We start from the raw sequence: 14,380 nt of genomic DNA, 5'->3' as shown, positions 1-14,380 counted from the left end.
GAATTCACTGCGGCAGCAATCGCGTTACGCAGGTTTTTGCCTCGTTATCGACAAAATAGGTACTCAAAAGCCTCCTTCTTACCCTATCAATTCTTAAATTTATAAAACCATCTCCACAATCTGGCAAGCGCTCAACAAAATCACCAGTTTTCTTCGACAGAGTGAAAACTCTATATATCTTATAAACGCCCATACCCTCATCAATTGACCAAAATGAAAATCCCTTTCCGCCATTAAATTCGTAATCACCAATCTGGATATGTACAAGCTTATCTGTTTGGGTGTCGATACTACCACTGACGCGACCATCCGCTGTTTTCACATCGTACAACAGCCGATTCCCGTCAATATGCAAGGCAGCCTTGGTGTGCTGATCTGGACGAAACGTAACTACGTCCCCCGCAAAGGAATAACTAACGACCATTATGGCAACCAAGATCGCCAACACCCTCAACAATTTTACAGCTCTCATTCCGGCCTCCGCATGTCCGCAGTCACACCACTCTTCGGCGCTGGCGGAGCAATCGTCAGGGTCGGGCCTGTATCCACGCCGTCGGTTAGCATGCGCAAAATATAAGCGGAATATGCTTGCCTCTCGTAGTAGCCATTCCCGCCCCCATTGACAAGTCTATTGATGAGGCCAACATTAGCTGCGGAATAGGGTCGATCACAAACCCGATTAATGCTCATACCCTCTGAAAAACTCTTTGAAACCCAATAGAACCCACCAGAATCACACGCCGCATAACTGTCCTCCCCAACAAAATCGGGATCAAAGCGAGGTGCCCACCGGATCAACTGTCCACCATCACTAGGATTAGCTGTGTAGTGCGTTGACGTCGCTGTAATTCGCGGTGCGTTTGGCGTCAATCGCTCAACATAAGCTCCGTTATGATTGGGAAGCGCCCTAAATTCTCCGTAAGCCCTATAATTACCAGCCCAAGTCAACTGCATAATACCCCGCCCATAGAATGCAGTGTAGTACTGCGTTGCGGGATTGCTACTCGAATATTGGCCAAACCCCCACTCATGCATTAGCCTTTTTGTTCCGCCAGGATTTCTCCACTGAGCGGTTTCGAGAAGCGTTTGCGCCAAAAACAGCGAAATTCGGCCCTTATTATTCCCAATGTACTTTCTAATGCACTTATTTAAAGAAACAGAATGATCCCTAATTCTATCCTTGGCCACAGCCTCTGTTAATTTATACGTTGCGTTGTTTGTTGCAATCGCAGTCCTAGGATTTCCAGATGACGAATAGAACATATAACAGGGAAAAGTCGATGCCAATTCAGACAAGCTAAGCCAACCACATTTTCTCGCGTGATAAATGAACTCTATCGGGTGAAAATGCCACACTGATCGATCCAGCCCATCAACCTTATCCCAGAATGCTAATTTTTTAACATGGTCCTCAAACAACTGCCAACTGTCCTCCGCCTCAAGCGGCTCCCCTTTTTGCCGGAGCTTTGAGTAGCGAGCGGCTAGATCCGAGCTATCCCATTCACTGGGGTGTTTGACAATCAGATGCCGTAGCTTTTCCTGCCCCCAACCAATCGTATCGTTGATCATCGCCAATGCGTGCGGATCATCAACAAACGCATCCGACGGGCTCGCGAGTTGCCCTTCTTCGAATTTCTCCCAGCCTTGCCAATACGGAAAATCGGCATCAGATAACTTGACAATATCGTTTGCAGCAAGGTCTATATAGCCAATATTATCGTCGCTATAACGCACCAGTTGCCAATTCTCGTTCGTGTTCGTTGTTTCCCCGGACAAAATTCGGCCAAAACGCAGCAATTCGAAACCGGCGCTTGGGCAATCTCGATATAACGTAGAAGCCAATCTAAAGAGCTCATACTCATAGTTGGCCTGTTCAACGGGAGTACCGACTTGCTGACATACACCGTCTCGCAAGGTGTATGTCGTTGCGATGCGCCGCCCCCTATCCAAGCAAACGGTTACAAAAAGTTCATCCAAGACGGTACCCGCTTGGCCGACGTCCAACGGGAAATCATGGTGTGCATCGAAGACAATGCGATGCGGTTGGCTCGCACGTGGATGTCTGTCGGTGAAACTCTTGCCTGCTGGAATGATGAAATGCGCATCACCATAGAAATCGGCACTTGCCGTTTGATTTGTTGCGGCGGTGCTGTCTTTCCAGAAATGGCCAAGATGTTCGTCTGTGGTGAACACCTCAAAGTGAACTCGCCGTTCTGTTTGGCTGTACTGCAACCCGGGATAGCCCAAAATATCTTTACGATACACACGGGCCTGCTTGCGTTCCGCGGCGGTAGAAACGGGTGGAGATTTGGCATCCGTGCCCATCGCCGCGGCTTGTTGAAAAAGCTGCGGAAGGCTGGAGATTTGATCGGCCGTCAATGCATCACGGCTCGCAAGGTGCATATAAAGTGAGTAGAAGACAACGGGTGTGTTCTCTCCAGTCTCCGTCTCATGTTTGATCAAGACAAAGCTGGTGTCATACGGCTGATTTTGGTACTGCTCGCTTGCCTGCGCCTGCCGATAGGCGACGATCATTCCATCCGCAATTGCACGAATCGGCGTAGCGTTCGTCGCCTCCAAGTGCAAGCCACCGTGCCATACCTTGTATTGCCCGATCGTATTGGCCGGGTACTGACCGGCAGCGCTTGTAGCACGCGCCAGCATACGAGCCAGCACAGTTTCCTCAGTATCGTTCGTCTGCGGCGTTTCCAGAATGGGGTAGCTGATCAGCATGAAAGCAGAGCAAGAGAATCAGGAGAACGGGAACGCGCCCTTGAGGTTGAAGGGAGACTGCGGGAAGTTTGGCAAGCTATAGCTGGTGCCTTGCGGCCCCTGAAACATCCGCTGCGCCGCCTTATACGTAATCGGCCCCGCACACTCCACGGTGATGTTCCCACCTTCGAGCGTGATCGACGCCCCGCCGGCCGTGGCAATGCGAATCCGCTTGGCCGCCGCAAAATCCACGTTCATATTGGCCGACACGAGCTTCAGGTCCTGCTTGGCCATCAGCTTGAGCACATCGTGCTGGGCCTGCACGTCGATGTTGTCTTGCCCCGCCGTAAGCTGCAGGCCGATGTTGCTGTCGCCCGCCTTCGACAAGCCCGCAGCCACGCCGATGGCCTGACCGGCGTGCAGTCGGGCCTGCTTGCCTACGGCGAGGTTGGTGTCCTGGCCGCTGCCCAGCGCGATGCTTTCGCCGTTGGCGATCTGCAGGTCTTGCCCGGCCACCATGACGAGGCCGGCGCGGCCGGCCAGGTGCGCCATGGCTTCGCCCTGGTGCGGCACCTTGCCTTGCGTGGCGGTGTTGCCAGCGCTGGCGTCCTGCTTGGCGGCGTCGAGCGCCTTGCCATCGACCATGCCAGCGACGGCCTTGGCTTGCTTGGCCAGCGGCGCATCATCGTCCTTGGCGGTGGCAAGCGCGGCTGTCTGGTGCGTCACTGCGCCTTGGCCCAGCGATGACGTCAATTCCCTGGCTTGCTTGATCAGCGCAATGCCGGCGGCGTTGTCGCCGGTGGGCACGGCCTTGCCGTTGCTGGCGTCACGGTAGGTGGTCAGCAGCAGGCCGGCCTGGCCGCGCACGGCGGCATGGCCATCGGTGCGCAGCTCGAACCCTTGGCCGCGGAAGCTGCCGCGCCGGTTGTCCTGCTGATGGACGAGATGGCCGAGGTTGAGTTGGCTGAATTGCTGCGTGGTGGCGAGTTGCGTGCGCAACTGGCCGTCGCTGTCGTCAAAGACGAGGTGGTTGTAGCCGCTGCCGCCATGTTCCGCGCTCTTGAAGCCAGTGTGGGCGGCGGCATTGCGGTGGCCTTCGGCTTCCGTGCCCATGCCGTGCCAGGCGGGGCTGTGGCCGCCGGCCACGTTGCCTTGCGCGCTCGCGGCGCTGTCACTGCCTTGCTTGTAGAGGGCCGTGCTGTCGCTTGGGTCAGATGCGCCCTGCCCGCCCGGGGTGGGCGCAATGCCCGCTTCCCCCTGGCCGTTGTACAGCGAGCCGATCACGACGGGCTGGTCGATGTCGTCTTCACTGAACTTGACGAGTACCTCCTGTCCGATACGCGGCAGCCATTGCCAGCCCATGCCGGAACCGGCCTGCCGCTGCGCGACGCGCACCCAACGGCTGCTGCGGTCATCCGCACGCTCGCCTTGTTGCCAGGGGAAGCGCACGCGGATTTCACCTGCGGGGGTAGCGTGGTGTTCGCCCTCTCCGCCGGCCTGCGTCTGGCCGTCCGGGCCGACCACGATGGCGCTGTGCACGCCTTGCGCGGTGGGCGCAGCGTAGAGGCGACCGCAATCGGGTTCAGTCACGGCCGGGCGCCAGGGGCGGCGTGCGTCGCCGGCGCGGAACAGGCCAGCGTAGCCATGCGTACGTGCGGCCTTGAGCAGATCGTGCGTCGGCGTGCTGCGCTCGACGGGGCCTTCGGCTTCCTGGAAACCGAAAACACCGGGGCCGGACTCCGGCGCGCTGGGCGGCGTATCGAATTCCAGCGCGGCGTCGAGCCCGCCCAAACGCTGGCTGAGCGCGTTGTGCGTATCGACGGTCAGGTTGTTGATGCCACAGTGCTCAACCAGATCCATCAACAGCGGATAGGCGCCTTCCACATCTTGCGGCAGGTGCGGGCAATCCACCACTTGCAGGCGTGTACCGCTGCGCAGCGTGCGCACCGTGCCACGCCCCGAGAACAACAGCGCACGGGCCTCCAGGCTTTCCATGACCTGTTCGGCAATGCGCTGCGCATTGGCGGAATCGGGCGCAAGCGACGGGCTGATCGACAGATACGCGTCGGGGCTGCCCGTGCTGGTGGCAAAGCGTGCGGGCGCGTGGGCGCGGGCGCTCTGCTTACCTTCCGGGTCCCACGCGGCCACAGCCACGCCACCTACCGTCGTGCGGGTGTGGCAAGCGAGTTGCTGGATGGCGTCGCGCTCTTCCAGGCTGTGAGCGCGGTGGAAGCGGATACCGCCCGCCGCTGCCGATTCCGCGTCTTCCTGCAGTTGCGTGCTGTCGGCAAAGATCACCAGCGTGTGGCCGCCGTGCGCCTGGTCGTCTTCCACCGTGGTGAAGCCGAGCCCCGCCTCGGCCAGCAGGCGCGTGACGAAGTGGTAGTCGGTTTCGCGAAACTGGGCAATGTGCGCGCGCGTGCCGAAGTCGGCCATGCGCGCTTCGGCACCGGCCGCGTAGCGCCACGAGGCATACGGCTCGTACGGCGACAGCATCTGTTCAACGATGTCCGACAGCGGCCGATTCTGGAACACCTGGCTGTGGCGCTGCTGCGTGGTCAGCCAGAACCAGGGCACCACGGTCAGGCGATAGCGCGTGAGGCTGCCGTCCGCGCCAAGCTTCTCGGCCAGGCGAATCAGGCCCGTGCGCTTTGTCTGCGTTCCGTCGGCCAGCGTCGTGACCAGCGTAACGCGCTGGCCCAGCAACGATTTGAGCGCGATGCGCGCGTTGGCGCTGACGGCCACCACGCGCCATTCAAACAGCTCGGACAGCGCCTCGCGACCGAGCCAGGCTTCCACCGCCAGGTCCGCAAGCGGCCCCTCGCCTTCCAGCGTATACAGGCGGCGTGTGGGTGCGAAGAGGTTCTGAAGAAGGGTCGTGGCGTCCATTCGCTGTCCGATGCTGCAACGCGTGGCGTATCACGGGGCGATTTCGTGAAACCAGCGCGGGCATTTACGAGGCAGCGCAATGTGGAGCGCCGCACCCGCCTCCGCTCAATTGCCCGATTGTAAAAACCACCAACCGGGCAGTCGGGCGGCTATTGCCCTTTGTAAGTGGGTGAATTGGCGGCCTTATTGGCCGCATTCTGCGGCGCAAGCAATGCGGCCAGCAGATCGGCGTCAGGATCATCTGGCGCCAATGTGCCTTTTCGGTTCTTGGCGGATTTGGCAGTTGATTGCACCTTGGGCTTTGTTGGCTGCTGCAGCGCCTTAAATGGCGTATTGGTCGATTTGGCCACCAGCTTGGCGGTTGCCGTCTTGCCTTCGTCGGTATTGGCTGTGGTGTTGGCAGACTTTGCCGCCAGGGCAGGCGCGCCAGCCGCTTCGTCATGCGCTTCCTTGGCAGGCACGCTGGCGACCGGTGCCTTCTCGCTTTTCTCGCTCTTCTCGCTTGCGTGGTCTTCGCCCGGCGCGACGTTGACGATGGTGGCGGCCTGCACTTCCGCCGCAGGCTCGCTTGCCGAGGCGACTGGCCCCGCAGCGGCTGTGTGAGCGGGCTCCGCGGCCGCCGCCTGCGTGGCTGCGGCGGGCTGACCAGCTGCCGGTGCAGGTTGTTCGGCCACCTGGGTGGGCGCAATTTCGCCGCTCGGGTTCAGCATGATCCACGCGCCGATACCGGCGGCGAGCACGACAACCGCCGCCGCAACGCCATAGCGCTGCCCCGACTTTTTCGGTGCCTTGCCGCTGGCCGCGACGCGGCCCTCCAGGCTCGCCAGAATGCGCGTATGCCCGGCCTCATCGGTCTCGGATTCAGAATTGAAGAGCGTTGGGGGCCCTTCTTGTTTCAAATCGCCGTTATTACTCATCACGGGTCCAGAATTGAAATAGAATGCGCGGCGAACGTATGGATTACAAACAAGCGCCGATTCCGGTGGTGGCTGCTGATTTTAAGTCTGGCCTTGCTGAAAGACAAATGATTGCGTCGGTTGCTGTATTTTCTTTATCGTTTCTTAATATTTCTGCGTGGCGAGCACTTGATTATTACCGTTTATTAATAATTTAGCGTTCTAAATACAGATATAAATCTGGATGAATTGACGTAGGCGCCCACGCTCCGCAGATCGGTATGGTTTTTGTCGTTCTTGTTCTCTACTTCGTTGCCATGGTGGTGGTGGCTGCCGTGCTGCTGCTGCCGTCGGTGCGGCAGCGCTGCGCCGCGCTGGTGCGCGCGCAATGGCGCCGCCTGAGCACAGGGGCTGCGGTGGTGGGGGCACGCTCGGCAGGGTCGTTGCGCGAGTCGGTGGACAACGCAACGTCGGGGGTATCGGCGTTCAAGCAGTTCGTGGTCCGGCGGCGGATGTTGCTGCTCGGTGCGCTCGGTGTGCTGTCGGTGCCGCCCATGCTGGCGCTGGCGCTGCGCGAGCAGCAGTCGTTCGAGTTCGATGACGACCAGGTGCGCGAGCCGGATCCGCACATCTCGGCGCTGCTCAATGGCGAACGGCTGATCCCGCCACCGCCCTTGCCGCCCGAGGTGTTCACCACCCGTGAAGTCGAGCAGATCCGCCCGGCCATCCGCGATGCGAGCCGCGACTGGAACCTGCTCGATGCGGATTTCCGCCAACGCTTGCTGCTCGTCTACAAGATCATGCGCGACGAACACGGTTACGAGATGGCGCTGCTCGAGGGCTACCGAAGCCCCGAGCGGCAAGTGAAGCTGGCGGCGATGGGCAGCAATGTCACGCAGGCTACGGCGTTCCAGAGCTATCACCAGTACGGCCTGGCGGCGGACAACGCGTTCTTCCGCGACGGCAAGCTGGTCATCAGTGAAAAAGACCCGTGGGCGATGCGCGGCTACGAGCTGTACGGACAGACGGCGGAATCGGTCGGCCTCGTGTGGGGCGGCCGCTGGAAGATGATGGACCTGGGCCACGTGGAGCTGCGCCGCAAAGGTGTGCTCGGCAAGCAGCCGGCGCCCAGGCAATGACGATAGGACTCATGGAGAGCATGCAATGACACGGCCCTTCATCCTGCTGGGTGACAAGACGGATCATGGCGGCGTGGTGATCACGGCGTCGGGCAACACAAGCACTGGTGGCAAGGGCATCGCCTGCGTGGGCGACAAGGTGACTTGCCCGCAGAGCGGCCACGGCGGCACGACCGTCATCGTGACCGGAGACCCGAACGTCATCATCGACGGCAAGCAGGCAGCGCGCCATGGTGACAAAACCGCTTGCGGCGCCACGCTCCTGTCCAGCCAGGGCAATACCGGCAGTATCTGAACGCGTACGACATGGTTGCAAGACTCTTCCGGTCCGGGCTGACGCTGCTCGCGGTCTTCGTGGTGGTGTGGATTGCCGTCATCGTGTGGTGGCAGTCTGCCAACCGCATGCCGACCACCGCCGACATCCTGACCTACCTGCTGTTGCTGCCGGTGGGCATGATCGTCGGCTATTGGGTCATCAAGCGCGCGGTCGATGGCATTCGCTCCAATGTGGCCGCAGGCCGCGAACTGGCCACCGCCACGCCGGCCGCAACGGGCAACGATGCGAAGGCCGCCGACCCGCAAGACGCCACGCGTCAATGGCGCGCCGTGCTGCTTGCCAGCGCCCTGCGCTCGCCTGCCGGCGGTGATGCCGCATCGGTGGTGGAAGCCGTGCAGGCCAACACGCAACCCGGCCTGACCGATGTGCAGGGTTTCGGCCAGCCGATCTTTGCAGCCCGGGTGGAAGGCGTCGACATCGAAGACCTGCGCGCCGAACTGGCCGAACGCCATCCCGATGTGGACTGGCTCGACGAACGCCTGCGTGCATTGGCGCTTGCCGGCCAGGTCGCCGAAGAATTGACTGCCCACGCGGTTGCGCATCAGCCCGACGCTACCGAGCCCGAAGCCGCGCGGCTGATCATCACCACCCTGCTCCCGCGCGAATGGACGCCGCAGCACCAGGCTGCCGCCGACGGCTGGTTGCGCCAGCGCCTCGCCTTGATCTGGCCGACGGACCGGTTGACGCTGGAACCCATCACCGCCAAGGGCGATGCCGATGCGCTCCTGCTGCTCGATCGCGCCACGCAGGGCGTGAACCGCGCCGCAGACGAGCGCGTGCTGCGCATGGTGGTGGTGGCGGATTCACTGGTGGGCCCGAGCGCCGTTGAGCAGTTGATTCAGCACGAGCAATTGTTCGAGGCCAATCGCCAACATGGCCGCGTGCCGGGCGAAGCCGCTGCCGGTGTGCTGCTATGCGCGCCGGCAGGCGACCACGCAGCCAACGCGCCCTTCACGATCACGCGCGCGGGCGTGGCCCGGCTTGAATCGCCGACGCCTGATCGCGGCCAGCCGCAACTGCAGGCGCTGGGAGAGGCGGTGGGCCACGTGCTCGATACCTTGGCCGCCGCGCCCGCCAAGGCCAAGCAAGACGCCGCCCCTGCCGAGAAGGCGGAGAGCGCCGAGGCCGATTCGGCCGTCGACCCCATCACCGTTGCCGGCGTCGTCTCAGACACCGGCATGCACCCTGTGCGCACGGTCGAGGTGGCACGCGTGTTTTCCGAACGTTTCCCCACGCTGGACCTGGCCGCCGATCTGCTGCCGGTTGGCACACCTTGCGGCTATGTCGGCGCTGCAGGCCCGCTGCTGTCGGTGGTGGTGGCGCACCAATTGAGCCGGCAGACCGGCAAGCCGGTGCTGGCCATTACCGCCAACGACATCCAGCAGCGCGGCGCCATCGCGGTGGTGCCCAGTCTGACCTGACGTTGTTCCCGATTCCGATTCCGATTCCGTCTGTTCCCGAGCCGAAGGCAACATGCAACGCTTCCTGAACTTCCTGACCAACTCACGCACGCTATCGATTCTTGGCGTGATCGTGCTGACCATCTTCCTGCTGCTGATGGCGCAGACCTTTGAGGTTGGCCTGGTCTGGGTTGGCATCGCGCTTGGCGCGCTGCTCGCGCTGTGGCTGCTGACGTATCTCTGGAAGCGCTGGCGCGCACGTCAGGCCAGCAACAAGCTTGAGGGCGTGCTGGAACAGGCCGCCGCCGACAAGGCCGCCACGCCAGACAAGCGCGAAGAAGTGGAAGCCCTGCGCGTGCGCCTGGCCGAAGCCGTCAAGACCATCAAGCGCTCCAAGCTCGGGCAGATGTCTGGCAGCGCGGCGCTGTACGAGCTGCCCTGGTACATCGTGATCGGCAACCCGGCGGCAGGCAAGAGTACGGCGGTGCTCAACTCCGGCCTGCAGTTTCCATTTGCCGACAAGGGCGGCGCTGTCATCCAGGGCATCGGCGGCACGCGTAACTGCGACTGGTTTTTCACCACCGAAGGCATCCTGCTCGACACGGCGGGCCGTTACTCGGTGCACGAAGAAGACCGTCGCGAGTGGCTCGGCTTCCTGGACCTGCTCAAGCGCTATCGCCCCAAGGCGCCCATCAACGGCATTGTCGTGACGGTGAGCGTGTCGGAACTCACGCAAAACCGCCCCGAATTTGCCATCAACCTGGCCAAGAACCTGCGCCAGCGCGTGCAGGAACTGACCGAACGCCTGGAAGTATTTGCCCCGGTGTACGTGATGTTCACCAAGGCTGACCTGATCACCGGCTTTACCGAGTTCTTTGGCGACAGCGAGAAACAGGAGCGCGACCGCGTATGGGGCGCCACCCTGCCCTTCGAGCCCGATTCGAAGCCGGACGTGGCCGCCGTGTTCGATCAGCGCTTTGACGAGCTGTGCGACGGGCTGAAGGAGATCAGCGTGGCGCAGATCGCGCTGCACCGGAACAACAAACTCTCGCCGGGGCTGCTGAGTTTCCCGCTGGAATTTGCATCGATCAAGCCGACGCTGCGCGCGTTCCTGATGACGCTGTTCGATGAGAACCCGTTCCAGTACAAACCAGTATTCCGCGGCTTCTACTTCACCAGCGCGCTGCAGGAAGGTGCCACCAACAGCGTGTCGGCCGAGCGCATTGCACGCCGGTTCGGCCTGTCGACCGACGGGGCCGCACGCACGCGCGAAGTGTTCTCCAAGAACGGCTTCTTCCTGCGCGACCTGTTCTCGAAGGTGATCTTTGCCGACAAGCAGACAGTGCGGCAGTTTGCCAGCCCTGCGAAGACGCGCCTGCGCATCGCCACGTTCTTTGCGCTGGTGCTGGCGCTGGGCGTGATGCTGGGCGGCTGGACGTGGTCGTACATGGGCAACCGCACGTTGACAGCCAACGTGCAGGCCGATCTCGACAAGATCGTGAAGATGCAGCAGAACCGGGTGGACCTGCAGGCCCGGCTGGAAGCACTCGACATCCTGCAAGACCGTATCGAACAGCTCGACCGGTATCGCAACGACCATCCGCTCGCGTTGTCGCTGGGCCTGTACCAGGGTGACACGCTGCAGCACAAACTCCTCGACGAGTACTACAACGGCCTGCGCCAGGTCATGCTCAAACCGGTAGGCGGGGCGATCGAAACCTTCCTGGCCGAAGTCAACGCGCATCCGGATCAGTTGGCACCCATGGTGCGTCCGCCGGAAACCGGCGCTGTGATGACCACATCTGTGACGACGGCCACCGCCACGGTGGGCGGTGCCTCGGGTGCTGCCGCCAATGCGCCAGCGGCGCCCAACCAGGCCACGGCGTCAACCGGTGCCAAGCGCTACACCGACGCCTCCCCCACCAACGTGGAAGACGGCTACAACGCGCTCAAGACCTACCTCATGCTGTCGGACAAGCGCCACGTGGAAGTCGCGCACCTGACTGACCAGATCACGCGCTTCTGGCGCAGCTGGCTGGAAGACAACCGGGGCAACATGCCTCGCGAGCAGATGATCCGCTCGGCGGAGCGCAATCTGTCGTTCTTCCTCGCGCGCGTGAACGACGACAACTGGCCGCTTCTGGAAGGCAACCTCTCGCTGGTCGACCAGACGCGTGAGAACCTGCGCCGCGTGGTGCGCGGCATGCCGGCACGCGAACGCGCCTATGCCGAGATCAAGGCGCGCGCCTCCACGCGCTACGCCCCGATGACGGTCGCACGCATTGTTGGCGATACCGGTGCTGGCCTGGTGGCCGGCAGCTATGCCGTGCCCGGCACCTTCACCAAGGAAGCGTGGCTCGGCTACGTGCAGCCCGCCATCAAGGAAGCCGCCAACAAGGAACTGCAGACCAAGGATTGGGTGTTGAACGTTGCCGCGCGCGACGACCTCACGCTGGAAGGCAGTCCCGAGCAGATCCAGAAGGCGCTGGTCACGATGTACAAGACCGAATACGCGCGCGAATGGCAACGCTTCATGCAGGGCGTGGCGATCCAGGATTTCACCAGCTTCGACCAGGCCGTCACCGGCATGAACCTGCTGGGCGATCCGACCAACTCGCCCATCCGCAAGGTGCTCGACACCGCGTATGAACAGACGTCGTGGGACAACCCGTCGATGTTCAACGCCGGCCTGAAGCAGGCCAAGACCGGCGTGCTGGGCTGGTTCAAGCAGCTTTTCGCGCGCCAGACGCCGTCGCAGGTGAACGTCAACCTGGACGTGAGCGGCAATGCCGACACGGGCGCCATTCCGATGGGCCCGGTGGGCAAGGAGTTCTCGGGGCTGGCACGCGTGGTTGTCATGCGCGACGAAAAATCGCTGCTGCGCGGCTATATGGATTCGCTCTCCAAGGTGCGCACGCGCTTCAACCAGATCAAGAACCAGGGAGACCCCGGCCCAGGTGCACGCCAGTTGATGCAGCAGACACTGGACGGCAACGGCTCGGAACTGGCCGACACGCTCAAGTACGTGGATGAGCAGATGCTGACCGGCATGACCGACAGCGAGCGCGCCACGCTGCGCCCGCTGCTGGTGCGCCCGCTGCTGCAGTCGTATGCGGTGGCAATCCGCCCGGCCACGACCGAAGTCAACAAGGTGTGGAACGCACAGGTGTATCAGCCCTTTGCCACCACGCTGGCAGACAAGTACCCGTTTGCGCCCAACGCCAAGATCGAGGCCAGCGCGGCTGAGATCGGCCAGGTGTTCGGCCCCGATGGCGCCATTGCCAAGTTCGCCAGCACGACGATCGGTCCGCTGTCGGTGCGCCGCGGCGACATGATCGCCTCTCGCACCTGGGGCGACCTGGGCATTGCGTTCGTGCCCGAGTTCACCACAGGCTTCACACGCTGGATCGCGCCGCTCACGGGTGGCGCGGCCGGAGGTGCAGGCGGTGCGGCAGCCGCAGCGCCGCAGACGGTGTTCCAGATCCTGCCGGTGCCGTCGCAAGGCGCCACCGAGTACACGATCGAGATCGACGGACAGCAACTGCGCTATCGCAACACGCCGCCGCAATGGGCCAACTTCGTCTGGCCGAATCCGCAAGGCACGCCGGGGGCGCGCGTAACCGCCACCACATTTGACGGCCGCACCGTGGAACTGCTCAACGAGCCCGGCCGCTTTGGCCTGGAGCGCCTGATTGCCACGGCTCAGCGCAAACGCCGTCCGGATGGCGCGTTTGATCTGTCCTGGACGAAGGACAACCTGACGGTATCGATCAGCCTGCGCATCATCAGCAGCCCGCAGACCGGCGGCACGACGGCATCGGATTCGCCGCAAGGCCAGGGCCTGCGCGGCCTGCGCCTGCCGACGTCGATTGCCGATGCAGCAGCACCGCAGAACACCCTGACGCCGCCTGCCCCGGTAGCACCCGCAGGCACGCCGCCTGCGGCGCAAGCGGCAGTGTCAACACAGGCTGCACGTCACAACGTCACGGAAGAGCAAGGAGGGACGGCGCAATGAGCCAGACCCAGTTGCAGCTTTCGTACTTCGGCAAGCTTCCGTCGCGCGGCGATTTCGTCAAAAGCGCCAACAACGTCCAGTTGCTCGACACGCTGGACCGCTGGCTGGCGCAAGGCATGGAGTTGCTGGCCGAAGCCCCGGATTGGAAGACGACCTACGACAGTTGGAAGCCTGTGCAGTTTGCGTTTCTCGGCTCGCAGAGCAAGCTCGCCATTGCGGGCACGCTCATGGCCAGCAGTGATCTGTCCTCGCGTCGCTTTCCGTTCCTGACGGCGGCGGCCATGGAGGTCGATCGCCCGATCAACTTCATCGCACGCAGCCCGATTGCACTGGCCCGCCTGTGGACACGCGCCGGCCAGCAGATGATCTCGCTCGGGACCGCCGCCGACGCCACGGAAGGCCTGCGCCTGCTCGCAGAAGGTCAGCACGGCGTGGAGACCGGCACGGGCGGCACCAGCACGCAGTCGCACGACGCAAGCTTTTCGGATTTCATCGACTTCCAGACCGTGGCGGGCCTTGAGCAGATGCTGCGCTCGGAAGGCCACAACATCCGCCTGCGCCGCACACTGCTGGCGCTCGGCACGCTGCTGCAACCCGTGATGGCCAATGGCTCGTCGCGACTGGAGAAGGGGCTCACCCTGCCGCTGCCCGCAGACCCGCTCTATCGCAGCCTGGTGGCGAGTTTCTGGCTGGAGCTGGTGTCGCGCTTCCTGCAGCGCGCAGACTTTGAGCTGTCGCTCTTCCTGGGCGAGATCAACGGAGCCGAGCGACTGGTCATCGGTTTCAACGGCGCCTCTTCACGCACGCTGCACAGCGTGATGTCGCCGCTGGCATATGCCGAACAGAACATCAACATCGACGATCCGGAATGGGTCGACCAGCACGTCAGCGGAGAGTACGGCTTGGCCAAGTTCGTGAGTTACCTGGATCAACCGCAGCTCTCGCTGCGCGTGGCGGTCGATACCTTCCGCGAAGTCTTCATCGGAGAATGA

At 62.3% G+C, this 14,380-nt stretch carries 10 protein-coding genes; 6 read left to right on the top strand and 4 right to left on the bottom strand.

Features of this window, described 5'->3' with window-relative positions:
- Positions 1-4: 4 nt before the first annotated feature.
- The 4 genes from R2N16_RS16840 to R2N16_RS16825 all read right to left on the bottom strand — a co-directional run bounded on the left by R2N16_RS16840 (position 5) and on the right by R2N16_RS16825 (position 6,518).
- Positions 5-472 carry a hypothetical protein gene (locus R2N16_RS16840; RefSeq protein ID WP_316666903.1) on the bottom strand — a complete coding sequence of 156 codons (468 nt, stop codon included), beginning with the start codon at positions 470-472 and terminating at the stop codon, positions 5-7.
- Entirely contained in the window at positions 469-2,733 is a 2,265-nt protein-coding gene (locus R2N16_RS16835) for a M23 family metallopeptidase (RefSeq protein ID WP_316666900.1), read from the bottom strand. Before R2N16_RS16835 ends, R2N16_RS16840 begins: the two co-directional genes overlap by 4 nt.
- A gap of 18 nt (positions 2,734-2,751) precedes the next feature.
- Positions 2,752-5,601 (bottom strand): type VI secretion system Vgr family protein, encoded by a 2,850-nt coding sequence (locus R2N16_RS16830; protein ID WP_316666898.1) that lies wholly within the window; start codon positions 5,599-5,601, stop codon positions 2,752-2,754.
- A gap of 149 nt (positions 5,602-5,750) precedes the next feature.
- Complete coding sequence (locus tag R2N16_RS16825) at positions 5,751-6,518, bottom strand: hypothetical protein (protein ID WP_316666896.1); 768 nt, start codon at positions 6,516-6,518, stop codon at positions 5,751-5,753.
- A gap of 38 nt (positions 6,519-6,556) precedes the next feature.
- On the opposite strand from R2N16_RS16825, the gene R2N16_RS16820 reads away from it, so the two are divergent.
- From R2N16_RS16820 to tagF, 6 genes are all read left to right on the top strand, one after another.
- Positions 6,557-6,715: a hypothetical protein gene (locus R2N16_RS16820; RefSeq protein WP_316666895.1), complete on the top strand. Its 159-nt coding sequence runs from the start codon at positions 6,557-6,559 to the stop codon at positions 6,713-6,715.
- A 63-nt stretch (positions 6,716-6,778) separates the two neighbouring features.
- Positions 6,779-7,636 (top strand): M15 family metallopeptidase, encoded by an 858-nt coding sequence (locus R2N16_RS16815; protein ID WP_316666893.1) that lies wholly within the window; start codon positions 6,779-6,781, stop codon positions 7,634-7,636.
- Between the two features lie 25 nt (positions 7,637-7,661).
- A complete protein-coding gene (locus R2N16_RS16810; RefSeq protein ID WP_316666892.1) occupies positions 7,662-7,931 on the top strand; it encodes a PAAR domain-containing protein in 270 nt (89 codons plus the stop codon).
- Between the two features lie 11 nt (positions 7,932-7,942).
- On the top strand, positions 7,943-9,394 hold the full coding sequence (locus R2N16_RS16805) for a hypothetical protein (protein ID WP_316666891.1): 1,452 nt from the start codon (positions 7,943-7,945) through the stop codon (positions 9,392-9,394).
- Positions 9,395-9,446: 52 nt separating this feature from the next.
- Positions 9,447-13,388, top strand: coding sequence for a type VI secretion system membrane subunit TssM (gene tssM, locus R2N16_RS16800; RefSeq protein WP_316666889.1), 3,942 nt, complete (start codon positions 9,447-9,449; stop codon positions 13,386-13,388).
- The gene (gene tagF / locus R2N16_RS16795) at positions 13,385-14,380 is read left to right on the top strand and encodes a type VI secretion system-associated protein TagF (RefSeq protein ID WP_316666887.1); all 996 of its coding nucleotides are present in this window, start codon (positions 13,385-13,387) and stop codon (positions 14,378-14,380) included. Before tssM ends, tagF begins: the two co-directional genes overlap by 4 nt.

This window comes from Ralstonia psammae (assembly GCF_958405935.1).
In the GTDB taxonomy this organism is placed as follows: Bacteria; Pseudomonadota; Gammaproteobacteria; order Burkholderiales; family Burkholderiaceae; genus Ralstonia; species Ralstonia psammae.
Note: the sequence above shows the minus strand (reverse complement) of the source record. Positions and strands in the feature narration are given on the sequence as shown.